Below are 25,112 nucleotides of genomic sequence, written 5' to 3' on the forward strand. Positions count from 1 at the left end.
GTGTTTAAAGGTAAAGCCGTTAGTGCGATAAGTCGAAGTGCTATGGGTATTGTCTCTTTAATATTGAAGGATGATACAGGCACCTTTGACTCAAAAGAATATAAGGGCATTGAAGAAATTGAATCAGCCGATTGGAATGCTAAAAATCTGGATTATATCAAAAAAGCTTTTCTGGGCACACCTAAAAAAGTTATCTGTGAAAGGCAAGGCGCAGATGTAACGGATATGAACGCAGTTTTAAAACGTCTTGGAAGTAAAAAGTGGAATTACTTAGCTATTCCTGAATTAAAAGATGTAGAAAAAGAAGACGTTGCAACTTGGATTAAATCAAAGCGTAAAAATGACAAGAAAACATTTAAAGCAGTACTTCCAAATGTAGAAGGAGATGATGAAGGTATTATCAACTTTACTACTAAAGATATTAAAGTTGGCAACAAAGTATATACAACTGCAGAATATACAGCGCGTTTAGCTGGTGTCTTTGCAGGATTACCTTTTACGCGATCTTCTACCTACTTTGCTCTTGATGAAGTAGACAGTATTACTGAATCAGACACACCGAACGAAGATATTGATGCAGGACAATTAATCCTTATTAATGACGGTGAAAATATCAAAATTGCTAGAGGTGTTAATAGTTTAGTAACGACAACTTTAGTCAAAACAGAAGATTTTAAGAAGATTAAAGTATTAGAAGTAATGGATATGATTATGGATGATATTCGGGGCACTTTTGATAAACATTATGTTGGTAAAGTACCAAATATCTATGATAATCAGGTTTTGTTTTTTACGTCTATTAATGCCTATTTTAAAGGTTTGGCAGGAGATATGATATTAGATCCTAGCTACAATAATTACGCCAATGTAGACATCGAAACACAACGTCTAGCTTGGGAAAGTATTGGTGAGGACACATCCACGTGGGATGACTTGAAAGTGAAATTAATGTCCTTCAAGAGCAATGTTTTTGCAGGTGGAAATATCAAAATTGTTGATGCGATGGAAGACCTTGATTTCCAGATTGCAATTTAAGGGAGGATTAACACTTGAAAATAAAATCGAATAAACAAATTAACGGTACGTTCGGTGCAGTATGGGTTAATGGCGAAAAGTGGCTTGATGTAGAAAGTTTTGAAGCTAAAGTCGCTTTTGACTATGAAGATGTAAATATGGCTGAAGACTTGGCCACTCACAAAAAGGCAATTGGATGGAACGGAGAAGGTTCTATAACAGTGAAAAAGGTATATTCACGAGGTGCTACACTAATGGCTGATTTTGCTAAGACAGGTCAAATGCCGGATGTTGAGATTGTTGGAAAACTTGCTGATCCTGATGCGTTTGGACATGAACGAGTTGCAATTAGGGAAATAACATTTAATGAGTTTACTTTACTAGCATTTGAACAAAAAACACCTGCTACAGAAGAATTACCGTTTAATTTCGCGGACTACGACTTTATAGACAAAATTAGTGCTTAAGGAGAGATTTACAATGGGAGAAATTAAAAAATTAACGTTGACAGATATTATTAAGAATAAAGAAAAGTATCAGGTGAAAGATGATGTTACTGAGGATTTAATTATCGATCGTTTAGGGGTAAGTATTACTATTCGAAAGCCTGAACGATCTTTATGTCTTGAAACAATTCAAATGGCACACGATCCAAATCAAGCAGATAAATCTAATAATTTCGTGGTTTATAATTCGGTAGTCGAGCCAAATTTAAAAGACAAAGAATTACAAAAAGAATTTGCTTGTGTAGAGCCGACAGATATTGTTGAAAAATTGTTTGATCCAGGAGAAGTTGATGAAATTGCTAAGGCTTGTTTCGCACTGTCTGGATATGGGAACTCAGTTAGCAAGGTTAAAGATTTAAAAAACTAATTAATAGTGATGATGATTTTTATTTTCTTCATCACTATTTACAAAGAGGTTTTAAACTAGAATACTTGTTGAGTTTAAGAGAAGATGAAAAACTCTTTATGGTAGCAAGCATAGATCGGTATATGGATGAAGAGAAGACTAAATTTGAAATAAAATAGTCTTCTCTTTTTTTGTGTGCCTGAAAGGCGGTGAAACTTTAATGGCCACGAGAGTAATATCAGCAATTTTAACGCTAAGAGATAAAAACTTTTCTACAAATATGAAAAAGGCTGCAGCTCAAATGAATGATTTTTCGAAGAAAACAGCCATAGTGTCGAGTGGAATTGCTGGTATAGCATCTGCTACTGGCCCAGCTATTGCTGGAGTTGGTGCAGTGGCATCATCATTTGCTGCAGCTGGCCTTGGCGCCGCGGCATTCGGGGCAGTAGCAGCATCATCACTAAAAGATGTTTTTGAAGCATCCGAAGAAGTAGAAAAAATTGAAGAAAAAATTGCAAAGGCTGATAGTGCCAAAGAGAGAGCTGCAGCACAAAAAGAATTAGCTGCAGTTTATGCCGATATGGGTACCGCACAAAAAGGTGCCTTAAAGGACCTGCAAGATTTTAAAAGTTTTTGGGGTGGGTTTGTAAAGCAATTTGAACAGCCTGTTTTTACTGCCTTTAGTGAAGGACTACAATTTACTCAAAAATTATTAAAAGGCTTAGGACCGACAATCTCAAATGTGTCGGGCGCAGTTGTTGGAATTATGCAAGATATGAATAAATCCATTGATAGTGGCGGTATGAAAGGTTTTTTTACCTGGTTAGAAACTAGTGCAGCAACAAGTTTGACTAACTTTGCAACAATCATCGGCAATACATTTGGTGGCGTTTTTAACATGTTGCAAGCATTTGCACCACTGGGGGCTAGTGTTGAAGGTGGATTAGTAAGCATGACGGAAAAATTCCAACAATGGTCTGCAGGGTTAAGTGAATCGAAAGGGTTTCAAAATTTTATAGAATATGCGAAAACAAACGGACCCGTCCTAATGGACACACTTGGTAACATCGGAACAATTATAGGCGATGTGGTCACATCATTAGCACCATTTGGATCCATTTTGCTTGATCTATTTAATCAGCTTACTAGTAAGTTAACCGAAATAACCCCTTCGCTAGATTTAGTAGTAGGTAAGGTTACCGAATTTGCCACTATTATCGTAGATAACTGGGGGACGATAACTTCTATAATTACGCCAATTGCCGGTGCTATAGGCGCGTTGTATATTCAACTAAAACTGTTATCTATTTTTAATACAATTAAAGGCTTTATGGACTTGTTTAAAGCATCTACTATAGCCACTACATTCGCTACACAAGGTTTTAATGCGGCATTGCGGGCTAATCCGATTGGTTTGGTAGTTACACTTATCACTTTGCTAATTGGAGTAGGGGTTGCCTTATATCAAAACTGGGATGTTGTAAAAGCCAAAGCTAGTGAACTGTGGAGCAAAGTAACAGAAGTATTTGGCGGTATATATGATTGGGCTGTTCAAAAAATACAACCTGTAATTGGTTTTTTCAAAGGGCTTTATGATAAATTTATCGATTTTAAAAACGCAATTATGAGCTTTAAACCGCCTGAATGGGTATCGAAAATTGGCGGTGCAATAAGTGGGGCAGCAAGTAAGGTTGGTGGTTGGATTAGTGGATCACACGCAACTGGTTTAAATTCTGTGCCTTACGATGGCTATATTGCTGAGCTTCATAAAGGTGAAATGGTTATTCCAGCTAGACAATCTGAAAGGATTCGTGCAGCCGGTGGATCAATCGATAATGTAGATCAAATGGTACAGCCGACATCTGTTGCAGTAGCAGCGCCTACACCTGCAGGTAGCACATCGCAACCGGCACCTACAGGCGGTACAGCTCAATCAACACCTTCAAATAATGGCGGTGTACAAGTTATTATTCAAAATTTAAACGCTAAAGGTGTAACTGCAAAAGAAGTTGTAGATGAATTTGTACCGATGTTGAAATTAAGATTGGCCAATATGTAGGGAGGTTTGATAGGTGGATATATTTTTAAGCACAATGGATCGTAAACAGATTATTCAACTTCCTATAGTGCCAGCTGAGTTTAAAATACCTAGCCCAATGAATAATGAAACATTCACAACTATTAACCAGGGCGATATTAAAGCAATTGGTCGTAGGGGTTTAAAGGCACTCAATATCGATACATTTTTTCCCTCTAAGGTGTATCCTTTTTCGCGAGACACTTCCTATTTGGGTTGGGAATACGTTGAAATTATTGAATCTTGGATTGATAACCGGTTTCCTATTCGCCTAGTTATTTCGAACACACCTATCAATTTACTAATGGTTATCGATAAATTTGAATACGGCCCAAGCGATGGTTCCGGAGATATATATTATTCACTCGCTCTATCAGAATTTAAAGAAATAATCTTAGAAACAAAGAAGGTGTAAAAATGGCTCATGAATTATGGCTAATCAAAGGTGATACCATGACGAATATTACGCCTTTGCTTGGAACATTAACTTGGCGTAGTAACATGGATGAATTAGGGGATGAAATTAATTTCAGTATTGCTTTTAATGATACGAATTACTTTCCAGTGAATCCATGTGATATAGGCGATATGGTGGCTCTATACAACAATGGCAAGGAAATCACGCGAGCTATTATCGTGGATGAGGTGAAAAATGGATTTGCACCAATTGCATACATCGGATTTGATTATGCGTTTTATCTAAATAAATCCACAGCTGTATATCAATTTAATAAGCTATCTGCAGATGCCTGTATAAAGAAAATCGCTAAGGATTTTAATATTCCTATTGGTAAGATTATATCTATTCCTAAACCAATTACGAAAATTTATAACGATAAAAAAGTCAGTGAAATCATCAAAGAAATTCTTACTACTGCAGAACAATCATTAGGCGTGAAATACCTCATGGAAATGCGCCAGGGCAAACTATACATCGAAAAGCAAGGTGATGTTGTGGTAACAGGTACATTTCAATTGTTCGAAGGTGGCCCCGAGTACGATATACATTCAGCCCTTATGAATCCGTCTAAAAGGCGTAGCATTACAGAAATGGCTAATACGATCCAGGTTGTCGGAAACAATGACAAAGTGGTTTTAACTAAGTCTGATAATAAAATGGCTGAGAAGTATGGTCGTATTACTAAAGTGGTGAAGTTAGATCAGAATGAGAAGAAAAGTGCTAAACAAGTAGCTGAAAATGAATTAAAACAGCTATCAAAAGTGATGGAAGAAAATAGTGTTGAATTAATGGGCCATGATGATTTTAGGGCTGGCCGTTTATTTGCACTAGAAGAACCAATAACGGGTATTAAAGGTACTTTCTTGATTAAAGATGTATTGCATACTATTAGCAAAGGCATTCACACCATGAAGCCTACATTAGAGGTGAAGTAAAATGGATTCAATAACAGCTTTAGCTAGAATGCTTAAAGAAAATGAAAATCCAAAGCCTATATCAATGTCAACAGGCATTGTTATTTCGCCGCCTCCTAATGCTCAAATACGGCTAAATGATACAGTCATCTTATATAATAACCAGTTAGTATTCGCTGCTCATATTCTTGAAGATTATAAACGTGAAGTTGAGCTAGAAGGTGATATTAGATTCACTGATAGCCCATTTCAGAGTTTTGAAGCTAAAGAAGTAAAATCCACAACAAAAGATACCCTTAAAGAAGGTGACGAAGTAATTCTTATGCCGACTGCAGACGAAAATCTATATTTTGTCCTGGCCAAGGCGGTGAGGTTTGAATAATGTTACCTAAGATTGCTCAACTAGAATTTAATAACCAGGAGATTAAAACGGACTTACCTCCACTTGGTAAGTCTTTTTTATATGACTTTGAAAAAGGTGATTTCGTGATGCGAAATGGAAAAATGGTTGAAGTACATGGCCTTGAAACATTAAAACAATGGATTTTAAAAGTGCTTAAGACTGAGCGCTTTCGTTTTAGGATCTACAAAAGCATTCCATACGGAGTCACTCTTGAAGATTTAATAGGTTCTAACTTGCCGCGTGCATTTGTTGAAGCTGAAATTAAACGAGAAGTTACCGAGTCTTTGATGGAACACACGCATATACAAGCGATCCAGGAATGGCAATTTACCCGTGATGGAACATGGATGCGGATTAAATTCAGAGTCATCACAATGGAGGGTGCATTTGATGTTGATGAGCCATTCAAGGAGGTGGCAGCGTAGATGGAAGATGAAAAAGTCATACATGAACGTATGCTTTCAAACATTAGTAATGAATACGACAAGTCTACAGGTAATTATATTTATGATGTAACGAAGCCTGCAGCTATTGAATTTGCAAAACAACAAGGAAAGATTGCAGAGGTACAAGATAAATTAGATGTTGAAAAATTATCAGGTGACGAACTTACACGCTTTGTCTATCAGCGCACAGGGCAAAGCAGAAAGCCTGCAACAAAAGCAACGACAACTGTCATTATTTCCGGAACAGCCGGAACGCCTGTAAAAGTAGGCGAGCTAGTAGGTACTGAAACATCATTACTATACACAGTTATCGAGGAGGCAACGCTTAATGAAAGTGGATTTGCTCATGTACGTGTACAGTGTAATGAATTTGGCCAAATAGGAAATGTGCCGGCTAATACCATTAAAAACTTTCCAGTTTCTATAGTTGGCCTGGTCAATGTTTATAATCCTGAACCAGTGGTGGACGGCTACGATGCTGAAACAGATAACGATTTACGCCAACGATATTATGACAAGCTGCAGCGTCCAGGGAAAGCAGGCAATAAATATCATTACCGTGAATGGGTCTTAGAAGTTACAGGTACAGGGGATGCAAAAGTATTCCCACGTTACAACGGACCATTAACAATGAAAGTTATTGTTATCGATGCGAATAAGCTACCTGCACCGATTGAGTTAGTGGAAGATGTGAGAAAGCACATTGAGCAAGAAATGCCGTTCGGTGTTGAGGATTTACTTGTAATGCCTGCAGCTGCTTTGTTCCTCAATCTATCCGTAGCCTTCACATTATTGCCTGGTTACACAGAGGAAATTGTAAAAATAAATATCAAAAAGAACATTACTAAATACTTGAAAGAAATAGCCTTCAAAGCTTCATTTGTGAGTTACGCAAAGATTGGAGCGCTCATTATAGACAGTGATGGGGTTATGGATTATCAGGATTTACTTATCAATGGATCAACAGCAAACGTTGTTATTCCTGATGATGGTGTGCCAGTAATGGGAGGTGTAAATGAATGAATCACATGACAGTGTATTTAAAAAATAAAGTTCTAACGGACAATTTAAAAACGACATCTGTTTTCGTAGCACTATTTAATGGTGACACAGAGGTAAACGCTGCAAGTTATTCACGACAATCTGCAGTATTTGCAGTACCAACAGATGGTCAAACATCTAATAATGCAGATGTTTTATTTCCGATTGCTGCAGAGTCCTGGGGAGATATTTCGCACATTGGTATTTATGATGCAAAGACGGCTGGTAATTTACTTTTTAAATCGCAAGCAGAATTTACAAAAAATATCGATGTATCAAGTCAATACAAGATTCCTAAAAACTATCTAATTGTTCGATTGAAGTAGGTGAGGATATGCACGCTATACCACAATCAGAATGGGGTCAAGTCTCCATATTTACATGGGGCGAGTTAACACCTCACCAATGGGAATGTTTTAGATTAGCATTGATGATAACCGAAACAGAACTGCAGACACAGGGGGTTTCCATAGCTTCATCCGGTACAACAAATGAAGTTATAACCGAGCTGCAGACACAAGGGGTCAAGGTGGTTCAATCACCTATTATCATGCAAACTCAAGTTGAAATGATTACAAGTATTGTTGTTTCAACACAAGATTATCTAACGGATATGATTAAATATTTGCCGTTGTATGAGCGTAAATCTACAGTTTTTAGAACGGTACTCACTGCAGACGATAGAGAGTTTCGTAATACAGAACAACAGCTTGAAATTGTAAATCGTAACATGTTTATTGATACAGCAATTGAAGCCTTGCCAATATATGAACGTGATCTTGGTATTAAATCGATTGGAACATTACGCTATGACCAACGTAGGGAACAGATCACTTCAAGAAATCGGGCAAGCTTTGACCAAACAACAAAAGAAACAATAAAGTCGATTGCAGCTGCATACAGCAACGGAGATGTAGAGGTCAATCCAACAAAGACGCCAGGTGTATACGAAATTAAATTCGTTGGCAAAAAGGGCATTCCAGATAATATTTCTGGTCTGATGCAAGCGATTGAAATTATTGTGCCAGCTCATCTACAGTTTGGTTATGCCTATACATTTAATGTTTGGGAATTTGTAAGCAATAGAACATGGGGTAGCGTAACCAATATCACATGGGATGATATACGAATATGGAATGAGGTGAGCTAATGGAACATACACCAAATTTGAATCTAAAGAAGCCAGGATTAACAGACAATATTTTGATCTCAGACATTAATGAAAATATGGATGTTTTAGATGCTGCAGTTAGTGAATTGCAAAAGGGTACTACATCGATTCCTGATTTAGAAACAGAGGACAAAACAATTGGTGGAGCCATTAATGAAGTTAAAAAAGAAATGGCGGATCATCAAATCGATCCAATGCCGCACAGGTATGTTGATAACGGCATTTTGTATCGATGGGGTTTTAGAACGGTTAAAGGTGAACCTCAAATTATTTATGAGGAGGTAACAGGATGAACATAATTGATATGGCAACAAAAACAATGCAAACAGCGATTAAGACTGTTGTAGACAATATTAAAGGTACTGTGGATAGTACGAAAAATGAAGTTATAGAAATAAAAGCAGCAGTAAACGAAACGCAAAAAGTTATATCTAGTGTTTCAGGACTTGCAGTATTTGATAAACCTGGAACATACCAGTGGGTTTGTCCTGCGAATGTAAAAGCGGTGAAGTTAACTATGTTCGGGGGTGGTGGAAGTGGTGACGTGCTTCAGGGTAATTTTGAGTCTGACGAAAGAGCGCAAGGCGGTGGTGGTGGAGCTTTTGTAGGTGGTAAATTCGTTTCTGTTATTCCTGGCACGACATATACATTAATTGTTGGTAAAGGTGGAAACCCAGCACCCGGTAATGCAAGTATTAATAACGTTTCTAGAGGTTTAACAGGCGGTAGTAGTTCGGCATTTGGTTTAATTTGCGCTGGTGGTCAAGGTGGTGGCATTGGTGCACCAAGTGGCAATTCTTCTTTAGTTACTGCAGGAGCGAATGCGATTCATCCTTATGGATACACTACTGATGTTTATGCTGGATTTGAAGCTTATACCCCTTACGGAAAACCAGGAAAAGCAGCTAGGGTTTCTGATAACAGTAACGATTTGATGGCTGGTGGTGGTGGTCCTGGATATGGAAGTGGTGGCGATGGTGTTGCCGGTTACTCTTCTATAACACCTACTGTAGCTGGAATCGGCGCAGGCGGCGGTGGAGTAGTATTCCGAGCTGGTAGTGGGTGGTTTTCTTCTATGCCTGGTGGAGATGGCATTATAATTATCGAATGGTAGGAGGAACAGACATGAAAAGATATGCACAAATTATAGGCGAAAGAGTTCATTGGATTTTCGAGGCAGAAGAATTGCCGCCGTATCCTAATCCAGAAGATTTTTTAGATATTACTGGGCGTGAAGATATTGTGGAAGGATATTTATACAATAAAGAAACAGGTGAATTTACTGTACCTGTAGCGCCTGAACCAACACCAATAAACCCACAACCATCACTTGAAGAAATGCAGGCACAAACGCTTTTAAACACTGAATACTTGGTATCAAAAAGTGAACTATTAGGAGGAAACTAAGATGACAGTCTACGAATTATGTAAATTTTTAATTGAGCGTAAACGCTATGAGCATGATGCTATGTTAAATAAGGTGAACGTTTTTTATGCTAATAACCAGCTAAAAGATGATGAATATACAGGGTTACTTACAGTAATGGACGACCAGAAGACGCAAGCAGAAGCTTAGCGTTATTTTTTATTGTCTAAATTAGCAGGAAATCCTTTCCTTTTGTCGAAATATAGTAGGTGAAGGGAGTGATAACGAATGACAGATAGAATTTCAGTTCAGCCTACACCTATTCAACGCAACTCTAAAGATGTTGCTATTGAATTATTAAAATTACATGCATCGAGTGGGCCAGTAGAACCTGAACATATTGAGGAACTTTATACAAAGTATTATTCATTAGCTGAAACATTAAGTAAAACACCTGCAAGTAAATTATTGAAATTCATTCCAACTGAAACAAAAGAAATACTTATAAGTAAGTAATAAAAAAGGATGCGCAACTGCGTGTCCTTTTTTATTACGCAAAGGAGCGTGTAAGATGAGCGATGAGTTAGTAAGAGATGTGTATGAGCGCCTGGGTGCAATCGGTGAAAAATTAGATGGTATCAACTACATCCGTGATACTGCTAATCGAGCAGAAGATAAAGCAGATGAAGCTTTAGCAAGTACAAAGAGTGCGCATCATCGTTTAAATAAAATCGATAAAATTGTTTGGTGGGCATCTACAACAATTATTGGAGCAGTAATATTGGCGTTATTAGCGCTTGTCATTAAAACAAACTAGGAGGAATATTTCTGATGAAGATTAATTGGAAAGTTCGTATTCGACACAAACAATTTTGGGTGTCATTAATTGCATTACTCATTGTGCTTGCTAATCAAATAGCAGGCATTTTTTATGTCGATATTACGGTTTACAACGACCAAGTAACAGCCATTTCTGAGACGATTCTGAGTATTTTAGGCTTGCTTGGTATTATCATCGACCCAACAACTCAAGGGACTTCTGACAGCACACAGGCACTAAAATATAACAAGCCAAAGGATGGTGTTAAATGATGGTTGCAACACGTCAAAAGTTACTGGCAGATTCACAAGCGAACAAAGTCACTTATGGTAAGGGAAATGCTAAAAAATACATCGTTGTTCATGAAACAGATAATACTCGTTCAGGAGCCGATGCAGACGCACATGCTCGCTTACAATACAATGGCAATAGTCGCTCGGCATCATGGCACTATACTGTGGACGACAAAGAAGCTGTGCAATCATTCGAGCATTCTTGGAGATGTTGGGCTGCAGGAAGTACAACAGGTAATAATCAAGGGATACAAGTAGAGGTATGCGTCAATAGTGATGGTAACTATCAAAAAGCAATGCAAAATGCTGCAGAGTTAGTTGCTAAAATCATGAAAGACGAAAACATACCAATTAACAAAGTTGTTCAACACAACCATTTCAGCGGTAAAAATTGTCCTCGAAACATGCGTGAAGGAAAGATTAGTTGGTCACAATTTATCACTATGGTTAAAAATGCAGGAGGCAATGCACATCAACAGAAGCCTTCCACAGATACTAGTAAATATCGTGTGCTTACTGGCACATACGCTACACGTCAAGCAGCTGAAAATGTTTTAGATGTACTAAAGCATCGTTTCGGTTGGGTAGCTTACATTGAGCAAGATGGTACTAAATGGCGTGTAAAAACAGGTACATTTACAGGAATGGCGGCAGCACAGGCAGGCTCAAATAAAATTAAAACAGCTAAACTTGCACAAGTTGCAAATCCAATAGCTGCATAAACGAAAGAGACCAAGATAGCATAATTGCCGTCTTGGTATTTTGTGTGTATACACCATAAACAAAGTGTTCCTAATATGCTACCTTGCTCTTTCTATAGAATAAAGCTTTACTAATGATTATCATTTTGATTTTGCTCTTGTTCTTTTTTGTGTTCAGAAGGTGCTTCAGTAGGATTCGGCTCCTCTTCATCATTTTTAGACGTACCACACCCAAACAATAATACAGTAGATAGTATTGCTGTAAACGTACCTAAGATTATTTTTTTCATATACTCACCTCGTTTTAAGGAATTTTATTTCCTTTTATTATTGCCCTATTTATTGACCTAATACATCCTCATTTTTATATGTTACATAGTAATTAAAGAATTTACTTTTGAAGCATATAAATGATTGAAACCAGGCGCTCATAAAGTTGAGTACCTGGTCTTTTTTTGTTTAGTCCTCAATTGTCTCTTCAAATGTTTTTCGACCAGCATTCACTTTATTGATATGGATATCGATTTTACTAATCGAATCTTTCGTTAGTGGGATCTTTCCATTGCTTTCTAAATTTTTCCATGCCTTTACGTTGTCTCGGTATAAATACTCTGATAAGCGAAAAATATCAATATCCATTTTTAACCCTTCTTCATATGTTGTTATTATCTCTTTTTTGATATCTTCTTTAACAATCTTTCTAATCTCATCAGATGATTTTATAAATTGCTTCTTCTATAGTCTTCTCTTTGGCTTTTCCTATCTCATTATGTGGTGCTTGGGGATTAGCTTGTTCAGTTTTAGCAACTGCTGCAAAGTTTATTAGTTGTAAATATGCTTCATATTGATTATCTTTGTAATCTACTCCCACTCCTTGAACATAATACATTCTTTGTGGTTCGGTCACATCCCGACATCCGGAAATCAGTAGTGTTGTAGATAAAATTAAGGTGAAAATAGATATAGTTTTTTTGCTCATTATTCTCCCTACTTTTTGAAGTTCATGTATAACCTTGAGGAACTAGGTCTTTATTAATACATTTTTAGCTTAGAAGTAATGAGATTATTATAAGCAGTGAAAATTTTTGAAGGATAACTGACTTAATAATAAATAAACGTTATATATCATATACTCGATTGATGTAATTGAAAAATGAAAGGAGGATTAAATGTTTACTCAGTATAAGTATTGGAAGCCTTATATTAGCCCATTCGATCCATGTACGCCTATTAGGGTTAAAAGCTATGCTACACCGCCACAGTTGTATATGGGTTTTCAACCACCTGGATTACCACAATTTCAATCCCCTAAAGAAGCTCTTATAGCTGGAACGTTATGGCCTCAATTGTTTAGTGCCTATCCAAACCCTGAAAAAGGAGGGATGAAGCATGAGTAAAGAGATGCCACCCAAATTTTATAAGTTACTTGAAGAAATACAAGCAATTGATTTTGTAATAGTGGAATTAAATCTTTATTTAGATACTCATCCCCACGATTATGATGCCATTCAGCAATTTAATGAAAACACTGAAAAAAGTATGAAACTTAAGGTTGACTTTGAACAAAAATTTGGTCCACTTATGAATTTTGGGAGAAGTTATTCTAATTATCCTTTTAATTGGATTGATACGCCATGGCCATGGCAAGTCTAACATGAGTGACTAGGAGGAATTATTTTTGTGGTATTATGAAAAGAAGCTCCAATATCCTGTGAAGGTTAGTACATGTAACCCTATGCTAGCTAAGTATTTAATAGAGCAGTATGGTGGGGCAGATGGAGAATTAGCAGCAGCACTTCGCTATATGAATCAGCGCTACACTATTCCTGATAAAGTGGTTGGATTGTTAACCGATATAGCGACAGAGGAATTTTCCCACTTAGAAATGATTGCTACGATGATTTATAAACTTACGAAAGATGCCACTCCAGAGATGCTAAAAGATGCTGGTCTTGGAGATCACTATGCCAATCATGACAGGGCATTGTTTTATCAGAATGCGGCTGGATCACCGTTTACTGCAACATATATTCAGGCTAAAGGGGATCCGATTGCTGATTTATATGAGGATATTGCAGCAGAAGAAAAAGCACGTGCCACATATCAATGGATTATTGATTTATCCGATGATACTGATTTGAATGATAGCTTGAAATTTTTACGGGAACGAGAGATAGTACATTCTCAAAGATTTAGGGAAGCCGTGGAGATTTTAAAAGATGATAGGGATCAGAAAAAAATTTTTTAATTATAAAAAGACCAGGTATTCATAATGATACCTGGTCTTTTTGTGTTTATTCATCATACGGTCTATATTTTGTTTGAAGATTCTTAGATGCTTCTTTTCGATTTTCAATATCTTCTTTTAGGAATAATCGATCTCTACTTAATTCCTTTACTGGAACTATCTTTCCTCGTTTTACAAGCGAATTTAATGCCTGACGAGAAATTTGTAATTCCTCTAATACCTCTGTTGTGTTTAAAATTTCAGATTGTACCAATACAATAAATTCTTCTTTATTCGCTGCTTTGTATTCTGTCAATTTGTATTAACCTCTTTTCTTTATAAAATACAGAACGATATTTAATATAGTTAATAATAAACAGATTGAGTAAATGACAATCATGGAGTAGTCAAAAAACTTTGGTTCTTTCCAGTTCACCATATCTGTTAATACATACAAGGCAAATGCTAGAGCCACAACATATCCTATATTTTTCATAATGAGATGGATGTGATAAGATTATAGGGAAGGAGGGGTTAACCTCCTTCTTTCGGTTATTTGCGACGTTTCTTCTTGGCAGGAGTGCGTCGCTTTTCTTTTTTCTTACTTTTCATATCGCTTATGTTTTTCGCTGAACTTGATAGTAAGTTTACGATTGTTGCGATAGATACTAAGTAAGTAAGTAAGAATCTTATCATAATCCACTTTGTTCACCCCCTTTCTATACTCTTATTATACAATATCTATTTACTATCGTCAATAGATAATTTGAATTTATTTTCCTGTTTTGCTAAAAAATTTAATTAAAAAAAGCCACTCAAATGAGTGACCTAGATTCCTAATAATTGTTTTTTCTTCGCATTAAATTCTTCTTCGGTAATTAATCCATCATCTAATAAATCCTTTAACTCGCGAATTTCATCAGCAACATCGTACATATCTTTTTCCTTTTTAGCTGCAGACGTTGTTTTAAAATCTTTTTTCAGGTTCTCAATAGCATTTTTAATCTCAAGTGCAATATGTGATGGTACATCCTCAATGATTGCTTTGTTTCCGGTAGATACTATTTTCAAAGTGGAGGAAAGGAGCTTCTTTGAAATATTAATACTACTGATAGATTTCAAAGGAATGCTTTTTTCATCGTTGAATATGAGGCCTTTGATTTCATGTAATATGATTCGTTGGTCAGTGACATAAAGCTGTTTTGTACCTTTAATAGATGCACATACAGCAAGTAGAGTTTCACCTTGATCCGTCAGTCTATCGTCAAACATTTGAATTTGATTAGCCATTGCTTTCTTCTTACCAAAGCCAGCAAATTTGATTGTTTCTGCGATTGTATCCATGTCATACACTCCTTACAGAATTATGTAATTTTATTTTATAGAAAATCTTTACATTAGTACATATGAAAAAACAGACAACTGTAATTAGTTATCTGTTACTTAAAATCTACGCCCATCCTCTAAAACAAAGTGAGCCTCGTATTTTGCTTCTAAAGCCTTCGCAATATCTTCTAATTCCTTTTCACTGAAATTATCTCTCTTTAGCTTATTAGAAATATTTGATTGTGAAGTACCTAGCTTTTCAGATAATTTAGCAGCTGTCACGTCTCTTTCAACCATTAACAATTTAATTTTCTTTGCCATTCCCATTAATATACACCACCTTAGCAAAAATATTATTACCACTATTATATCGTATAAATACACTGAAATAAAATACAAATTCACTTTTCAGTGTATTTTTCATTTACATATACACTTTTGTGATATATATTATTATTAGTTAGTGTATTTAATACACTTTATAGTGAAGGTAGGTGAAAACGATGGCATTTGAATACTTAGCAACTTATAAAACATTTGAAACAGTAGCAGATATGGATAAGAGTGTGGAGGACCATATGGCGGCACATTATTATGACTTAACAGAATCAGAACGAGCTATCGTTTTCAAGCTTGCTTCACACAGCTTGGAACATCCAGGAGTGTGTCACCTTAAAGCAAGTACCATTGCCGAATCATTAGAGATCAGCACAAAGACTGTTTATCGTAGCGTTAAGAAATTAGCTGAGTTAGGCATCATCGAAAAAGTACCTGGCACTAAATTAAATGGCATAAAAGGGGCTAATATTTATCGCATTTTACCTTATGTCCCATCGAGCGTGTCCCAACGAGATGCAGTCGATGAAGCTAGTAATGACGTGGTTTGTCCTCCACAATCTGAAAACCAATCTTTAAACTCTTTTAATCTTTTAAGTTCTAAACAAGCAAATAATAATTTATGTGAATTAGAAAATGAATTAGCTTTGCAAGCTGAAAAGAAAAAAGAATACATGAACGAGTACCAAGTAATGCTGTTTGATTTCATGGATAGTTTGCCGTTAGCAGATAATTTGAAGGATGAATTTCACAAGGTGGTATTAGCTGCTCAGGTTCAAAGTGCAACTGACTTTATTAAAGCTAAGAACGTTCTATTCAAAATTGCTATGGATATTAAAGAGGGCGTACTGACAGTTGCTAGCACATTAAGAGCAGTATTTGTAGGGGCTTATAGTAAGACTGTAGAACGATTAAATAGTAAGACGATTAATTCATCATCTGTGGAGGAGAAAGCACATAGAGAACGTCCAGTGCCTTTCTATAACTGGTTAAATGAACGTGATAGCCTTCCACAATCAAATAGTAGTAGACCTAATTTAGAAAATTGGCTTGAATGGTAATCGCTATGAACTATAAGAGTAAGTAAATAAGGGGTGAATAAAAATAGGTTTAGTCATTTTGTGTCCATAGCGATTACCCATAATTATTATTCGCCTAACAAGTTTAATCTAAACAATTAATTACTCAAAGGGAGATGGAGAAATGGCTCATTTTGAATATATGAAACAACAGGGGCAACTAAATATATTTGATTTTCTTTCGGTCCATGAATTGGACCATAAGGTAAATGTGGACCGATTGCCGTCCACAGTTGTTAGTAAAACTGTTGATAAGAAGAAGTATAAAGGTCCAAGGAAAAGAGGGTATATTGTGCGAAAAAATCATTACGATCCTCTACCATGTGGAGAATAATTATATTTTTTGAAACAATTTCAAATCATTTACGTATAAATAGGTAATACATAATGAAAGGTTTGATAGATTTTATGTTAGTTGAAATAAAAGAGGCTTTCCTTTTCTTATTGGACATCTATAAAGGAAATTTACCTCAAACTGATTTATATTTACTTGGATTAGCGATAGTTATTTTGTCTCTTGCTGAAATTATTCAAGAAATAAGAAAAAAATCAAGTGAAAGTAAAAAATGGGGTCTTGTATATTTAAAATGGATTCCCATCTCATTCTTAATTTGTTCTATCTATTTATCTGGTTTTTATTTTATTGTAAATATATTTAATAATGTCTTTTCTATGCCTGAAGTTTTTCAACAGCAACAAAGTTTACGATCAATTGCGATAATGTCTTTGACTATGGCGAGCATTGCTTCTTTAATTGTTTCCGTTTGGAAATTAAATACCTGGTTTATAGCTAAAAATGTCTTATTTACTTTTATTATTAATTCATTGTTTATAGTTATCGGTATGTACCTAATAAATATAACTTGGTATGAAATTATTAAATTACCATTATGGTGTTATGGATTAATTGGAGTGATAAATACAATAATTTTCTCCTTTTTATTATTGGAAGAGGAAGAAGAATTGGAGCAAATGCAAAGTAACGATATACAATAATTCGCATAATCAAATTGAGTATATTATAACTCTACTCAAAGTACAGTATATAAGCATGAAACTAATAATTTGCTTTAGTTATATAATCCATAAAAAGACCACTCCGTGATGGGTGGTCTTAATTGTGTGTGCGCCCGGCATGCGTATGAACTATAGGGTGCAAGTCCCGAACCTCGAAGACAGAAGTAGAGGTTAGCCAAGAGCAAGGGTGTCCGTGGCGACGCGGAATCTGAAGGAAGCTGGAGGCAAAACACCGGTCCGAGGAACACAAATCTCATATAAGGCTAGGTATGATTGGATGAGTGTGCACAACAACACAAAGTCCTTTCTGTCGAAGGTCATATCGAGTAAATGAGGCGGATAGATGGTGTGAAAGTGCATACGCTTACCCGGGGAGGTCTGATGGAAACGCAAAGTACACTTTGTAACCTACTTAGCGATAGGTAGCTGAACCATCAGAAGTCAGCAGAGGTCATAGTACCATTCACTTCTAGAATGAATGGAAAGGACCGAACAATTCGGAGAGAATAGCCCTTGGCATGCAGTTTTCTATGATAAACACAGAAAATCCAGAAGGACCGACTTAATGGAGGTAATGGTGAATCCCATGAGGGACATTGAGCGGGTGCAGTAGAAACTGTTATAAGAAGACAAGCTATTCACGGAGGAGTCGAACGAGATGTTAATGAATCAAATTTTATCACGAGAGAATCTGCTTCTCGCACTCAAACGGGTGGAACGAAACAAAGGGAGTCATGGAGTAGACAAAATGCCCGTAAAATTCCTACGACAGCATGTAGTCGAAAACTGGCTAACGATTAAGAAGCAAATTCTTGAGGGAACCTACCAACCACAACCAGTTCGCAGAATCGAAATCCCGAAACCTGACGGCGGTGTGCGACTATTAGGAATCCCAACCGTGACAGACCGACTCATTCAACAGGCAATTGCCCAAGTGCTATCCAACCTATACGACCCGAACTTCTCGAATCATAGTTACGGATTTCGACCAAAACGAAGTGCTCACGATGCAATCCGAGAAGCCAAAGGCTATATAAAAGAAGGATATCGCTGGGTAGTAGATATGGACTTAGAGAAATTCTTCGACAAAGTAAACCATGACCGTCTAATGAGTACATTAGCGAAGAAAATTTCTGATAAACCTCTACTCAAGCTGATTCGTAGATACTTGCAATCGGGTGTCATGATAAATGGTGTCGTTTATGATACAGATGAAGGAACACCCCAAGGGGGTCCACTGAGTCCACTTCTCTCAAACATTGTGCTGGATGAATTAGACAAAGAATTAGAGAAACGTGGTCATAAATTTGTCCGTTACGCCGATGACTGCAATATTTATGTGAAAACAAAACGAGCAGGAGAACGAGTGATGGCAAGTATCAAAACCTTTATTGAGAAGACGCTGCGATTGAAAATAAATGAGAAGAAATCCGCAGTGGCTCGTCCTTGGCAACGTAAATTCCTAGGATTTAGCTTTACCTCCCGCAAAGAACCACAAGTTCGAATTGCGAAAGAGAGCATAAAGCGAATGAAGAACAAAATTCGGGAATTAACAGCTAGAAAGAAGCCATTTCCAATGGAGTACCGAATTCAACAATTGAATCAATACTTAATTGGGTGGTGTGGCTACTTTTCATTAGCGGATACGAAATCAATATTTGAATCACTGGATGGATGGATTAGAAGAAGACTTCGCATGTGTTTATGGAAGAATTGGAAGAAGCCTCGTACGAAAGTGCGCAACCTTATTCGCTTAGGAGTTCCAGACTGGAAGGCTTACGAATGGGGCAATACTCGCAAGAGTTACTGGCGTATTTCGAAAAGTCCAATATTACACAGAACCCTTGGTAACTCTTATTGGAGTAACCAAGGGCTCAAAAGTCTGCAAGCTCGTTATGAAATCTTGCGTTATTCATCTTAATTGAACCGCCGTATACGGATCCGTACGTACGGTGGTTGGAGAGGTCGGGAGTTAGTCACTCCCTCCTACTCGATTTGTATTTACTGTGTGACTTTCTATGACTGGCTTGGATGATAACAAATATAATAGAAGGAAAAACTTTTATGAACTTGTACTTTCGTGACTGGTGCAACAGGCTCTGGTAAGTCAACTTCTTTGTATTCTTTGATCCATTATTGTTCTTCAGAGTTAAATAGACACGTCATTTCATTAGAGGATCCTGTAGAAAATAATCAGGCTAATCTACTTCAGATTCAGGTGAACGAACGAGCAGGTGTTACATATGCGACAGGCTTAAAGGCTATTTTACGCCACTCACCTGACATTATTATGATTGGAGAAATACGTGATAAAGAGACAGCGAAAATCGCAATCGAGGCTTCTTTAACAGGTCATTTAGTGGTAACGACGATTCATGCCAAGGATTCAGTCAATTGCCTTTATCGATTCATTGACTTAGGTGTTTCAGTAGAAGAACTTCGTCAGACTGTGGTAGGTGTTGTTGCTCAAACACTTTTCCAATCGCCAATTAACCAGGAAGAACGCCGTGCATTGTTTGAAATATTAAGCAATGCTCATCTTCAAATGGCCCTTAAGGCAATTATGCAAAAAACTAGCTATGAGCTACCACATGATGTAACGCTTACAGGTCAAAGAGAATTAATCGAGAGCCAGAACTATGCGAATAAAAAAGTTTATTGAGAGAATTCGTTTTGAATATAAAAAGGCGACAATTTGGCAAGTAAAGGAACAAGCCCGTTTTTTTAGTCGATTAAGCGTGCTAATGCAGGAAGGTTATTTATTCCCGCAAGCTATTTCTATTCTATTGCCCCATCATATTAAAGCACATGAAGAAATACAAAAGCTAATTAATAAAATGCTGAGGCAGGGAGTCGGTGTTTCGGGAGTTCTTGAAGCTTTGCATATTTCAAAGCAGCATTTAGTGGCTATTACAGTTGCAGAAAACAATGGCCATATGATTGAGACGCTAAAAGGTGTGGCTAAGCAAATGGCTTTGAGTGAGTCGGCGAAGAAAAAATTAATGAAGCTACTCTTGTATCCAATGGTACTCATTCTATTTTTGTTGCTGTTGTTTTTAGTATTTCGCACCGTATTTTTCCCTAATATAGAAAAAATGGTGGCAAGTCGAACTACCGGCACAGAGGAGACAAGCGTTGCTTTGTCAAAAATACTGTTACATTTTCCTGATGCTCTAATTGTCGTAGTGATAGCAGTAATTTGTAGCATTTTGATTTTTCAGCTTTATCTCAAACGGCAACCAATTGCTCACCAGCTAAATATGATTCTAAAAACCCCATTTATTCGGATTTGGGTACGAATATCTTTGACGAGACAATTTGCTGCGTATTTAGGAAGTCTGCTACAAAGTGGATTTTCTTTACAGGCAAGTCTACAAATTTTAGAGGAGCAGCGACTTCAACCATTTCTCCAATATCTGGCTCGATGTATAAAGGAGCGTGTTGTTTTTGGTGATACGCTAACGCAAGCTGTAAATTTGATGACCGTTTGGCAGAAGGATTTCTCGACATTTGTTGAGCATGGAGAAAAGAGTGGCTATTTAGGGAAAGAGCTAGTATTGTATAGCGAATTATTGACAGAAAAGCAGGAGCAGCTATTGCATAAAATCCTTGCGTTTGTGCAGCCGAGCTTTTTTATCATTATTGCAATGTGCATAGTTGCCGCGTATGTCAGTTTATTATTACCAATATATAACATGATTGAACTAGTATAGGAGGATAATAATGAAACGTATAAAGCAGCAAGCCGGATTTACTTTGATCGAAATGCTAATCGTCTTGTTGATTATATCAATATTAATTTTAATCACAATTCCTAACGTTACGAAACATTTTGCTACGATCGATGAGAAGGGCTGTAAGGCGTATATTAGCATGGTGCAGGGGCAGGTAGAGGCGTATCGAGTAGATTTTATGGTTTATCCAACAATTGATGATTTAGTAGCAAAAGGCTATTTAAAGAAAAATGAAACGACCTGTCCTAATAAGGAAGAGATTATGATCACTAATGAAGGGGAAGTACGATTAGCAAAGACCTCTGCTGAGACAGGTTCTGGTGGATAATGGTTGTTATAAAAAGTGAGCGTGGCTTTACGTTTGTTGAAATGCTAATGGTATTGTTTATCGTTATGTGTTTGTCAGTAATTGTCGTAAAGTATTCGTTAAAAGTAGCGGAAAATCGGGAGCTTGAACAGTTTTTTTCACAAATTCAATTAGATATTCAATATATACAAACCTATAGTATGCATCAAAGAGAATATATTTCGATGAAGTTTGAGAGTTCATCAAAAAGATATATCATTAAAAAAGATTTTTATACCGAATTATATGCACGCCCTTTTCCGAAAGGGGTTGAATTCATTCCTGATTCGAGTTCGGTTCACACGATTATATATAACTACTATGGGAACATCATGACTCCAGGGTCTATTTATTTTAATACACCCCAGGGCATTAAAAAGGTTGTGATTACGTTAGGGCGAGGGAGATCGAGAGTTGAATGAATCTGGTTATTCATTTGTAGAAACGATTCTATCAGTGGTCATTGTCATGTTTTTATGCACGACATTAATACCCATTAGCTACACTATGAAAACAACTCTTTACAATAAGAAGCTAGAGGTTATAGCAGCTGAAACGGCCTATGAGGGCTTAAAGCACTATCGCTATTTACGGCAAGCGGAAGGCTCTAATACAATCGAAAATGTAGAATATAATTGGGCTTTTGATGGGCAGGGGATATGTGTAAGCTTTCAAAATGCACGAGAATTACGTAAAAAATGCATCCAGCTGACAGGTGAAGTCGATGAATGAGCGGGGCTATACATTATTAGAAGCGTTGTTCCAATTAGTTGTTTTTGTGCTTATTGCTCATCTTGTTGTTTTCATTATGCTTTGGTTCGCAGAAATGAAAACAACGGTACTGTCTGATGAACAATCGAAGTGGGAGCTATTTGCTTATGATTTGAATATGTATTTAGAGGATATTTCATCATTTACGATTCGAAAAGATCGAAAGAGAATAACTTTTCAAGCGGCAGATACCCTTCATAATATTGATTGTTATAGCAATATTATTCGTGATCAAGTAAAGGGTGGTCATGTGCCAATGTTAATTGGTATAAATAAATGCCAGTTCAAATATGAAAAAAATATGTTAACGGTAGCTGTTGAATTTCCAAGCGGTATCCAAAAGGAGCGAACCTTCTATGTACCAATTATTGAAAAATGACAGAGGGGCTATTTTTTTAATCGCAATTGCATTATTATTTTTTGTAACTACTTTTGTTCTTACGTATTATACGTCTTATGAAATACAGTTTCGAACATATGAAGGGCTAGAAAAGATGAATGTTCGAGCTACGATAAATTTATTGGGACAAATTTTGTCAGACAGTGTAGAATCGTAGTTATAAGAAGGTGATTCGAATGCGAAAAATATATTTAGTTGGCTTTATGGGCTGCGGGAAAAGTGCGTTAGGAAGACGTTTAAGCTATTTTCTAAAGATGCCATATTATGATATGGATCGTGAAATTGTTAGACAGCAGGGTATGACAATCCCACAAATATTTGAAAAATACGGAGAAGCACGTTTTCGAGAAATAGAAACAGAATTTTTGGAAAATTTTAGAGATGAAGCTTGTATTATTTCAACAGGTGGTGGGGTTGCAGTCAATGCTGAAAATCGAAAAATAATGAGACGCAGCGGACTCGTGTTTTTTTTAGATGCGACATTCGAAGATATTTACAAACGAATACAGCATGATCCAAATAGACCAATCGTACAGAGTTCAACAAAAGAGGAGCTAGAGAATCTGTATCATTACAGAAGAAAGTTCTATCGTGAGGCAGGACATATACAGGTGTTAACAGAGAGTAGGACAATCCGTCAAATTCTTGAGTATTTAGTATTCCAAGTTAAAAGGTTGAAAGGCGAACGATAATATTTTAAATTAAATTTAATGTTCGTGTTTTATTATAATTTAAAAAATGTTTGCCTTTTCAATGCAATTAATGTTAGGATATAGACAAATAAGTAACTAAAAGTTCATTGAATACTAAATAGTACCAAGATTAATCTTGGGCGGATGATTGTGCGGGGAGAGAACGTTGTAGACGTCACCGAAGGAGCAAGTAGCAAAGGTTATGAATCTCTCAGGTAAAAGGACTCGTACAAGACGCAACTCTGGAGAGAGCTGTATTACAACAGCCACCGAAGGAGAAAGCCGGCTGATTGGCATTGTAACAATGCGAGCCAGTCTGGTGTAACTTTCAGGTGCAAGGACAGAGAATCCCGAAAAGGGGTTCGTCTGTCTTTTTTTATGTCAAAATGTTCTGCTTAAGCGTTCAAAATAAATTGGCAGAACATTCATTGTACTAATACAAAAACAGACGAACTACTACCAGTAAAAATGGAACTAACAATAAGGGGGCAAAAAGAATGACGAACGAATTACAACGTACACCTCTATTTGACGCATACGCAAAGTATGGTGGTAAAACAATTGACTTCGGTGGATGGGAATTGCCAGTACAATTTTCTTCTATTAAGGAAGAGCATGATGCAGTACGTAATCGTGCAGGTTTATTTGATGTATCACATATGGGTGAAATTTTAGTAACTGGTCCTGATTCTCTAAATTTTTTACAAAATCTTTTGACAAATGATATTTCGAAGATTGCAGTAGGCCAAGCGCAATACAATGCAATGTGCTATGAAGATGGTGGTGTTGTCGATGACTTATTAACATATAAATTAGCCGATCAGCATTATTTATTGTGCGTCAATGCTGCAAATATTGAAAAAGATTATGATTGGATGATGGAAAATCAACATCAATTTGATGTCACAATCGACAATCAATCTTCTGCATATGCACAAATTGCTCTTCAAGGTCCATTAGCAGAAGAGGTACTTCAATCATTAACAGCTACTGATGTAAGTGCCATTAAATACTTCCGTTTCCAAGCAGATGTTGAAGTTGCTGGTCATAAAGCATTAGTCTCTCGTAGTGGTTACACAGGAGAAGATGGTTTTGAATTATACGGCTCTCCAGAAGATATTAAAGCGTTATGGAATAAAATCTTAGAAGCTGGAAAAGACAAAGGCGTTGTGCCAGCAGGTTTAGGATGCCGTGATACACTTCGTTTTGAAGCGGGTCTTCCATTATATGGGCAAGAGCTATCAGCGACAATTTCACCTCTTGAGGCGGGTATTGGCTTTGCTGTGAAATTAAATAAAGAAGACTTTCTTGGTCATGATGCATTAGTGACACAAAAAGAGAATGGACTGTCACGTAAAATTGTGGGCATTGAAATGATCGATAAAGGAATTCCTCGACATGGTTATAAAGTATTTAAGGACGGTAAGGAAATCGGTGAAGTGACAACAGGTACTCAACTTCCTTCTTCTAAACGTAATGTTGGTAACGCATTAATTGACAGCCAATTCGCAACTATCGGAACTGAATTAGAAATCGAAATTCGTGGTAAGCACTTAAAGGTAGTGACAGTAGAAACACCGTTTTACAAGCGTTCAAAATAATATTTGAAAAGAGGGAGCTACATTT

Annotated in this window: 40 protein-coding genes, 1 pseudogene and 1 riboswitch; of the genes and pseudogenes, 35 read left to right on the forward strand and 6 right to left on the reverse strand. The window is 36.7% G+C overall.

Translation table 11 applies throughout. The features are described from left to right. The 19 genes from ACB089_RS08325 (at position 1) to ACB089_RS08415 (ending at position 11,579) form a co-directional block, all read left to right on the forward strand. Positions 1–1,035 carry a phage tail sheath C-terminal domain-containing protein gene (locus tag ACB089_RS08325; RefSeq protein WP_374966006.1) on the forward strand — a complete coding sequence of 345 codons (1,035 nt, stop codon included), beginning with the start codon at positions 1–3 and terminating at the stop codon, positions 1,033–1,035. A gap of 14 nt (positions 1,036–1,049) precedes the next feature. Further along, positions 1,050–1,481: a phage tail tube protein gene (locus ACB089_RS08330; protein ID WP_374966007.1), complete on the forward strand. Its 432-nt coding sequence runs from the start codon at positions 1,050–1,052 to the stop codon at positions 1,479–1,481. 13 nt (positions 1,482–1,494) lie between these two features. After that, entirely contained in the window at positions 1,495–1,887 is a 393-nt protein-coding gene (locus ACB089_RS08335; protein ID WP_374966008.1) for a hypothetical protein, read from the forward strand. Between the two features lie 199 nt (positions 1,888–2,086). Next, positions 2,087–3,925, forward strand: a complete 1,839-nt coding sequence (locus tag ACB089_RS08340) for a hypothetical protein (protein WP_374966009.1) — start codon at positions 2,087–2,089, stop codon at positions 3,923–3,925. 13 nt (positions 3,926–3,938) lie between these two features. Continuing rightward, positions 3,939–4,358 carry a hypothetical protein gene (locus tag ACB089_RS08345; RefSeq protein WP_374966010.1) on the forward strand — a complete coding sequence of 140 codons (420 nt, stop codon included), beginning with the start codon at positions 3,939–3,941 and terminating at the stop codon, positions 4,356–4,358. A gap of 2 nt (positions 4,359–4,360) precedes the next feature. Next, the gene (locus tag ACB089_RS08350) at positions 4,361–5,338 is read left to right on the forward strand and encodes a hypothetical protein (protein ID WP_374966011.1); all 978 of its coding nucleotides are present in this window, start codon (positions 4,361–4,363) and stop codon (positions 5,336–5,338) included. A gap of 1 nt (position 5,339) precedes the next feature. Next, positions 5,340–5,699: a DUF2577 domain-containing protein gene (locus tag ACB089_RS08355; protein WP_374966012.1), complete on the forward strand. Its 360-nt coding sequence runs from the start codon at positions 5,340–5,342 to the stop codon at positions 5,697–5,699. Continuing rightward, a complete protein-coding gene (locus tag ACB089_RS08360; protein ID WP_374966013.1) occupies positions 5,699–6,145 on the forward strand; it encodes a DUF2634 domain-containing protein in 447 nt (148 codons plus the stop codon). Before ACB089_RS08355 ends, ACB089_RS08360 begins: the two co-directional genes overlap by 1 nt. Beyond that, positions 6,146–7,189 carry a baseplate J/gp47 family protein gene (locus tag ACB089_RS08365; protein WP_374966014.1) on the forward strand — a complete coding sequence of 348 codons (1,044 nt, stop codon included), beginning with the start codon at positions 6,146–6,148 and terminating at the stop codon, positions 7,187–7,189. Continuing rightward, positions 7,186–7,533, forward strand: coding sequence for a hypothetical protein (locus ACB089_RS08370; protein WP_374966015.1), 348 nt, complete (start codon positions 7,186–7,188; stop codon positions 7,531–7,533). Before ACB089_RS08365 ends, ACB089_RS08370 begins: the two co-directional genes overlap by 4 nt. Positions 7,534–7,541: 8 nt before the next feature. Next, the gene (locus tag ACB089_RS08375; RefSeq protein ID WP_374966016.1) at positions 7,542–8,357 is read left to right on the forward strand and encodes a putative phage tail protein; all 816 of its coding nucleotides are present in this window, start codon (positions 7,542–7,544) and stop codon (positions 8,355–8,357) included. After that, a complete protein-coding gene (locus tag ACB089_RS08380; protein ID WP_374966017.1) occupies positions 8,357–8,671 on the forward strand; it encodes a hypothetical protein in 315 nt (104 codons plus the stop codon). Before ACB089_RS08375 ends, ACB089_RS08380 begins: the two co-directional genes overlap by 1 nt. Further along, positions 8,668–9,492, forward strand: coding sequence for a glycine-rich domain-containing protein (locus ACB089_RS08385; protein WP_374966018.1), 825 nt, complete (start codon positions 8,668–8,670; stop codon positions 9,490–9,492). The genes ACB089_RS08380 and ACB089_RS08385 overlap by 4 nt, the downstream gene beginning before the upstream one ends. An 11-nt stretch (positions 9,493–9,503) precedes the next feature. Beyond that, positions 9,504–9,785 (forward strand): hypothetical protein, encoded by a 282-nt coding sequence (locus ACB089_RS08390; RefSeq protein WP_374966019.1) that lies wholly within the window; start codon positions 9,504–9,506, stop codon positions 9,783–9,785. Position 9,786: 1 nt separating this feature from the next. After that, the gene (locus tag ACB089_RS08395) at positions 9,787–9,954 is read left to right on the forward strand and encodes a hypothetical protein (RefSeq protein ID WP_374966020.1); all 168 of its coding nucleotides are present in this window, start codon (positions 9,787–9,789) and stop codon (positions 9,952–9,954) included. 78 nt (positions 9,955–10,032) lie between these two features. After that, a complete protein-coding gene (locus ACB089_RS08400) occupies positions 10,033–10,260 on the forward strand; it encodes a hypothetical protein (protein ID WP_374966021.1) in 228 nt (75 codons plus the stop codon). A 55-nt stretch (positions 10,261–10,315) separates the two neighbouring features. Next, entirely contained in the window at positions 10,316–10,561 is a 246-nt protein-coding gene (locus ACB089_RS08405; protein WP_107893867.1) for a hemolysin XhlA family protein, read from the forward strand. A gap of 14 nt (positions 10,562–10,575) precedes the next feature. Further along, positions 10,576–10,836 carry a phage holin gene (locus tag ACB089_RS08410; RefSeq protein WP_374966022.1) on the forward strand — a complete coding sequence of 87 codons (261 nt, stop codon included), beginning with the start codon at positions 10,576–10,578 and terminating at the stop codon, positions 10,834–10,836. After that, complete coding sequence (locus ACB089_RS08415) at positions 10,833–11,579, forward strand: N-acetylmuramoyl-L-alanine amidase (RefSeq protein ID WP_374966023.1); 747 nt, start codon at positions 10,833–10,835, stop codon at positions 11,577–11,579. Before ACB089_RS08410 ends, ACB089_RS08415 begins: the two co-directional genes overlap by 4 nt. A 110-nt stretch (positions 11,580–11,689) precedes the next feature. Here ACB089_RS08415 and ACB089_RS08420 read toward each other — a convergent pair whose 3' ends face one another. The 3 genes from ACB089_RS08420 to ACB089_RS08430 form a co-directional block, all read right to left on the reverse strand. Further along, positions 11,690–11,848 (reverse strand): hypothetical protein, encoded by a 159-nt coding sequence (locus ACB089_RS08420; protein ID WP_374966024.1) that lies wholly within the window; start codon positions 11,846–11,848, stop codon positions 11,690–11,692. 169 nt (positions 11,849–12,017) lie between these two features. Then, positions 12,018–12,281, reverse strand: coding sequence for a Ger(x)C family spore germination C-terminal domain-containing protein (locus ACB089_RS08425; protein ID WP_374967525.1), 264 nt, complete (start codon positions 12,279–12,281; stop codon positions 12,018–12,020). Further along, entirely contained in the window at positions 12,268–12,537 is a 270-nt protein-coding gene (locus tag ACB089_RS08430; RefSeq protein ID WP_374966025.1) for a hypothetical protein, read from the reverse strand. The genes ACB089_RS08425 and ACB089_RS08430 overlap by 14 nt, the downstream gene beginning before the upstream one ends. Before the next feature lie 190 nt (positions 12,538–12,727). Here ACB089_RS08430 and ACB089_RS08435 point away from each other — a divergent pair, with 190 nt between their 5' ends. The 3 genes from ACB089_RS08435 to ACB089_RS08445 are packed head-to-tail and all read left to right on the forward strand — an operon-like array spanning position 12,728 to position 13,806. Further along, a complete protein-coding gene (locus ACB089_RS08435; protein WP_374966026.1) occupies positions 12,728–12,955 on the forward strand; it encodes a spore coat associated protein CotJA in 228 nt (75 codons plus the stop codon). Continuing rightward, complete coding sequence (locus ACB089_RS08440) at positions 12,948–13,211, forward strand: spore coat protein CotJB (protein ID WP_374966027.1); 264 nt, start codon at positions 12,948–12,950, stop codon at positions 13,209–13,211. The genes ACB089_RS08435 and ACB089_RS08440 overlap by 8 nt, the downstream gene beginning before the upstream one ends. Positions 13,212–13,236: 25 nt before the next feature. Continuing rightward, positions 13,237–13,806, forward strand: a complete 570-nt coding sequence (locus ACB089_RS08445; RefSeq protein WP_374966028.1) for a manganese catalase family protein — start codon at positions 13,237–13,239, stop codon at positions 13,804–13,806. Between the two features lie 46 nt (positions 13,807–13,852). On the opposite strand, the gene ACB089_RS08450 is transcribed toward ACB089_RS08445, so the two are convergent. From ACB089_RS08450 to ACB089_RS08460, 3 genes are all read right to left on the reverse strand, one after another. Further along, a complete protein-coding gene (locus tag ACB089_RS08450) occupies positions 13,853–14,101 on the reverse strand; it encodes a helix-turn-helix transcriptional regulator (RefSeq protein ID WP_374966029.1) in 249 nt (82 codons plus the stop codon). Between the two features lie 512 nt (positions 14,102–14,613). After that, entirely contained in the window at positions 14,614–15,129 is a 516-nt protein-coding gene (locus tag ACB089_RS08455; protein WP_374966030.1) for an SHOCT domain-containing protein, read from the reverse strand. Positions 15,130–15,228: 99 nt separating this feature from the next. Next, positions 15,229–15,438, reverse strand: a complete 210-nt coding sequence (locus ACB089_RS08460; RefSeq protein WP_374966031.1) for a helix-turn-helix domain-containing protein — start codon at positions 15,436–15,438, stop codon at positions 15,229–15,231. Positions 15,439–15,614: 176 nt separating this feature from the next. Here ACB089_RS08460 and ACB089_RS08465 point away from each other — a divergent pair, with 176 nt between their 5' ends. The 13 genes and pseudogenes from ACB089_RS08465 to gcvT all read left to right on the forward strand — a co-directional run bounded on the left by ACB089_RS08465 (position 15,615) and on the right by gcvT (position 25,087). After that, complete coding sequence (locus ACB089_RS08465; protein WP_374966032.1) at positions 15,615–16,508, forward strand: helix-turn-helix domain-containing protein; 894 nt, start codon at positions 15,615–15,617, stop codon at positions 16,506–16,508. A 142-nt stretch (positions 16,509–16,650) separates the two neighbouring features. Continuing rightward, entirely contained in the window at positions 16,651–16,860 is a 210-nt protein-coding gene (locus ACB089_RS08470) for a hypothetical protein (RefSeq protein ID WP_374966033.1), read from the forward strand. Positions 16,861–16,913: 53 nt separating this feature from the next. After that, positions 16,914–17,522, forward strand: coding sequence for a hypothetical protein (locus ACB089_RS08475; protein ID WP_374966034.1), 609 nt, complete (start codon positions 16,914–16,916; stop codon positions 17,520–17,522). A gap of 679 nt (positions 17,523–18,201) precedes the next feature. Beyond that, positions 18,202–19,464: a group II intron reverse transcriptase/maturase gene (gene ltrA / locus ACB089_RS08480; protein WP_374963429.1), complete on the forward strand. Its 1,263-nt coding sequence runs from the start codon at positions 18,202–18,204 to the stop codon at positions 19,462–19,464. 156 nt (positions 19,465–19,620) lie between these two features. Continuing rightward, a pseudogene (locus tag ACB089_RS08485) lies at positions 19,621–20,205 on the forward strand (ATPase, T2SS/T4P/T4SS family); the annotation flags it as partial. After that, positions 20,183–21,256 carry a competence type IV pilus assembly protein ComGB gene (gene comGB, locus ACB089_RS08490; RefSeq protein WP_374966035.1) on the forward strand — a complete coding sequence of 358 codons (1,074 nt, stop codon included), beginning with the start codon at positions 20,183–20,185 and terminating at the stop codon, positions 21,254–21,256. The pseudogene ACB089_RS08485 and the gene comGB, both read left to right, overlap by 23 nt. 10 nt (positions 21,257–21,266) lie before the next feature. Next, entirely contained in the window at positions 21,267–21,605 is a 339-nt protein-coding gene (comGC, locus tag ACB089_RS08495) for a competence type IV pilus major pilin ComGC (protein ID WP_374966036.1), read from the forward strand. Beyond that, positions 21,605–22,045 (forward strand): competence type IV pilus minor pilin ComGD, encoded by a 441-nt coding sequence (comGD, locus tag ACB089_RS08500; RefSeq protein ID WP_374966037.1) that lies wholly within the window; start codon positions 21,605–21,607, stop codon positions 22,043–22,045. Before comGC ends, comGD begins: the two co-directional genes overlap by 1 nt. Then, entirely contained in the window at positions 22,038–22,355 is a 318-nt protein-coding gene (locus ACB089_RS08505; protein ID WP_374966038.1) for a hypothetical protein, read from the forward strand. The genes comGD and ACB089_RS08505 overlap by 8 nt, the downstream gene beginning before the upstream one ends. After that, on the forward strand, positions 22,348–22,773 hold the full coding sequence (comGF, locus tag ACB089_RS08510) for a competence type IV pilus minor pilin ComGF (RefSeq protein ID WP_374966039.1): 426 nt from the start codon (positions 22,348–22,350) through the stop codon (positions 22,771–22,773). The genes ACB089_RS08505 and comGF overlap by 8 nt, the downstream gene beginning before the upstream one ends. Continuing rightward, positions 22,751–22,951: a hypothetical protein gene (locus ACB089_RS08515; RefSeq protein ID WP_068983514.1), complete on the forward strand. Its 201-nt coding sequence runs from the start codon at positions 22,751–22,753 to the stop codon at positions 22,949–22,951. Before comGF ends, ACB089_RS08515 begins: the two co-directional genes overlap by 23 nt. A 19-nt stretch (positions 22,952–22,970) precedes the next feature. After that, positions 22,971–23,486, forward strand: coding sequence for a shikimate kinase (locus ACB089_RS08520; protein ID WP_368636823.1), 516 nt, complete (start codon positions 22,971–22,973; stop codon positions 23,484–23,486). Positions 23,487–23,630: 144 nt separating this feature from the next. Next, positions 23,631–23,723, forward strand: a riboswitch (glycine riboswitch). Positions 23,724–23,983: 260 nt separating this feature from the next. Continuing rightward, positions 23,984–25,087: a glycine cleavage system aminomethyltransferase GcvT gene (gene gcvT / locus ACB089_RS08525; RefSeq protein WP_374966040.1), complete on the forward strand. Its 1,104-nt coding sequence runs from the start codon at positions 23,984–23,986 to the stop codon at positions 25,085–25,087. Positions 25,088–25,112: the final 25 nt, after the last annotated feature.

The organism is Lysinibacillus sp. RS10 (assembly GCF_041956855.1).
In the GTDB taxonomy this organism is placed as follows: Bacteria; Bacillota; Bacilli; order Bacillales_A; family Planococcaceae; genus Lysinibacillus; species Lysinibacillus xylanilyticus_A.

What these genes read in the sequence shown, in the direction of transcription:
- ACB089_RS08465 (WP_374966032.1), top strand. Translation starts at nt 15,615, where the DNA reads ATGGCATTTGAATACTTAGCAACTTATAAAACATTTGAAACAGTAGCA.
- ltrA (WP_374963429.1), top strand. Translation starts at nt 18,202, where the DNA reads ATGTTAATGAATCAAATTTTATCACGAGAGAATCTGCTTCTCGCACTC.
- ACB089_RS08405 (WP_107893867.1), top strand. Translation starts at nt 10,316, where the DNA reads ATGAGCGATGAGTTAGTAAGAGATGTGTATGAGCGCCTGGGTGCAATC.
- ACB089_RS08400 (WP_374966021.1), top strand. Translation starts at nt 10,033, where the DNA reads ATGACAGATAGAATTTCAGTTCAGCCTACACCTATTCAACGCAACTCT.
- ACB089_RS08430 (WP_374966025.1), bottom strand. Translation starts at nt 12,537, where the DNA reads ATGAGCAAAAAAACTATATCTATTTTCACCTTAATTTTATCTACAACA.
- ACB089_RS08420 (WP_374966024.1), bottom strand. Translation starts at nt 11,848, where the DNA reads ATGAAAAAAATAATCTTAGGTACGTTTACAGCAATACTATCTACTGTA.
- ACB089_RS08475 (WP_374966034.1), top strand. Translation starts at nt 16,914, where the DNA reads ATGAAAGGTTTGATAGATTTTATGTTAGTTGAAATAAAAGAGGCTTTC.
- ACB089_RS08470 (WP_374966033.1), top strand. Translation starts at nt 16,651, where the DNA reads ATGGCTCATTTTGAATATATGAAACAACAGGGGCAACTAAATATATTT.
- comGC (WP_374966036.1), top strand. Translation starts at nt 21,267, where the DNA reads ATGAAACGTATAAAGCAGCAAGCCGGATTTACTTTGATCGAAATGCTA.
- ACB089_RS08415 (WP_374966023.1), top strand. Translation starts at nt 10,833, where the DNA reads ATGATGGTTGCAACACGTCAAAAGTTACTGGCAGATTCACAAGCGAAC.
- ACB089_RS08365 (WP_374966014.1), top strand. Translation starts at nt 6,146, where the DNA reads ATGGAAGATGAAAAAGTCATACATGAACGTATGCTTTCAAACATTAGT.
- ACB089_RS08390 (WP_374966019.1), top strand. Translation starts at nt 9,504, where the DNA reads ATGAAAAGATATGCACAAATTATAGGCGAAAGAGTTCATTGGATTTTC.
- ACB089_RS08360 (WP_374966013.1), top strand. Translation starts at nt 5,699, where the DNA reads ATGTTACCTAAGATTGCTCAACTAGAATTTAATAACCAGGAGATTAAA.
- ACB089_RS08340 (WP_374966009.1), top strand. Translation starts at nt 2,087, where the DNA reads ATGGCCACGAGAGTAATATCAGCAATTTTAACGCTAAGAGATAAAAAC.
- comGF (WP_374966039.1), top strand. Translation starts at nt 22,348, where the DNA reads ATGAATGAGCGGGGCTATACATTATTAGAAGCGTTGTTCCAATTAGTT.
- comGD (WP_374966037.1), top strand. Translation starts at nt 21,605, where the DNA reads ATGGTTGTTATAAAAAGTGAGCGTGGCTTTACGTTTGTTGAAATGCTA.
- ACB089_RS08410 (WP_374966022.1), top strand. Translation starts at nt 10,576, where the DNA reads ATGAAGATTAATTGGAAAGTTCGTATTCGACACAAACAATTTTGGGTG.
- ACB089_RS08335 (WP_374966008.1), top strand. Translation starts at nt 1,495, where the DNA reads ATGGGAGAAATTAAAAAATTAACGTTGACAGATATTATTAAGAATAAA.
- ACB089_RS08440 (WP_374966027.1), top strand. Translation starts at nt 12,948, where the DNA reads ATGAGTAAAGAGATGCCACCCAAATTTTATAAGTTACTTGAAGAAATA.
- ACB089_RS08515 (WP_068983514.1), top strand. Translation starts at nt 22,751, where the DNA reads ATGTACCAATTATTGAAAAATGACAGAGGGGCTATTTTTTTAATCGCA.
- ACB089_RS08520 (WP_368636823.1), top strand. Translation starts at nt 22,971, where the DNA reads ATGCGAAAAATATATTTAGTTGGCTTTATGGGCTGCGGGAAAAGTGCG.
- ACB089_RS08385 (WP_374966018.1), top strand. Translation starts at nt 8,668, where the DNA reads ATGAACATAATTGATATGGCAACAAAAACAATGCAAACAGCGATTAAG.
- ACB089_RS08435 (WP_374966026.1), top strand. Translation starts at nt 12,728, where the DNA reads ATGTTTACTCAGTATAAGTATTGGAAGCCTTATATTAGCCCATTCGAT.
- ACB089_RS08375 (WP_374966016.1), top strand. Translation starts at nt 7,542, where the DNA reads ATGCACGCTATACCACAATCAGAATGGGGTCAAGTCTCCATATTTACA.
- ACB089_RS08380 (WP_374966017.1), top strand. Translation starts at nt 8,357, where the DNA reads ATGGAACATACACCAAATTTGAATCTAAAGAAGCCAGGATTAACAGAC.
- ACB089_RS08355 (WP_374966012.1), top strand. Translation starts at nt 5,340, where the DNA reads ATGGATTCAATAACAGCTTTAGCTAGAATGCTTAAAGAAAATGAAAAT.
- ACB089_RS08455 (WP_374966030.1), bottom strand. Translation starts at nt 15,129, where the DNA reads ATGGATACAATCGCAGAAACAATCAAATTTGCTGGCTTTGGTAAGAAG.
- comGB (WP_374966035.1), top strand. Translation starts at nt 20,183, where the DNA reads ATGCGAATAAAAAAGTTTATTGAGAGAATTCGTTTTGAATATAAAAAG.
- gcvT (WP_374966040.1), top strand. Translation starts at nt 23,984, where the DNA reads ATGACGAACGAATTACAACGTACACCTCTATTTGACGCATACGCAAAG.
- ACB089_RS08370 (WP_374966015.1), top strand. Translation starts at nt 7,186, where the DNA reads ATGAATCACATGACAGTGTATTTAAAAAATAAAGTTCTAACGGACAAT.
- ACB089_RS08460 (WP_374966031.1), bottom strand. Translation starts at nt 15,438, where the DNA reads ATGGGAATGGCAAAGAAAATTAAATTGTTAATGGTTGAAAGAGACGTG.
- ACB089_RS08350 (WP_374966011.1), top strand. Translation starts at nt 4,361, where the DNA reads ATGGCTCATGAATTATGGCTAATCAAAGGTGATACCATGACGAATATT.
- ACB089_RS08395 (WP_374966020.1), top strand. Translation starts at nt 9,787, where the DNA reads ATGACAGTCTACGAATTATGTAAATTTTTAATTGAGCGTAAACGCTAT.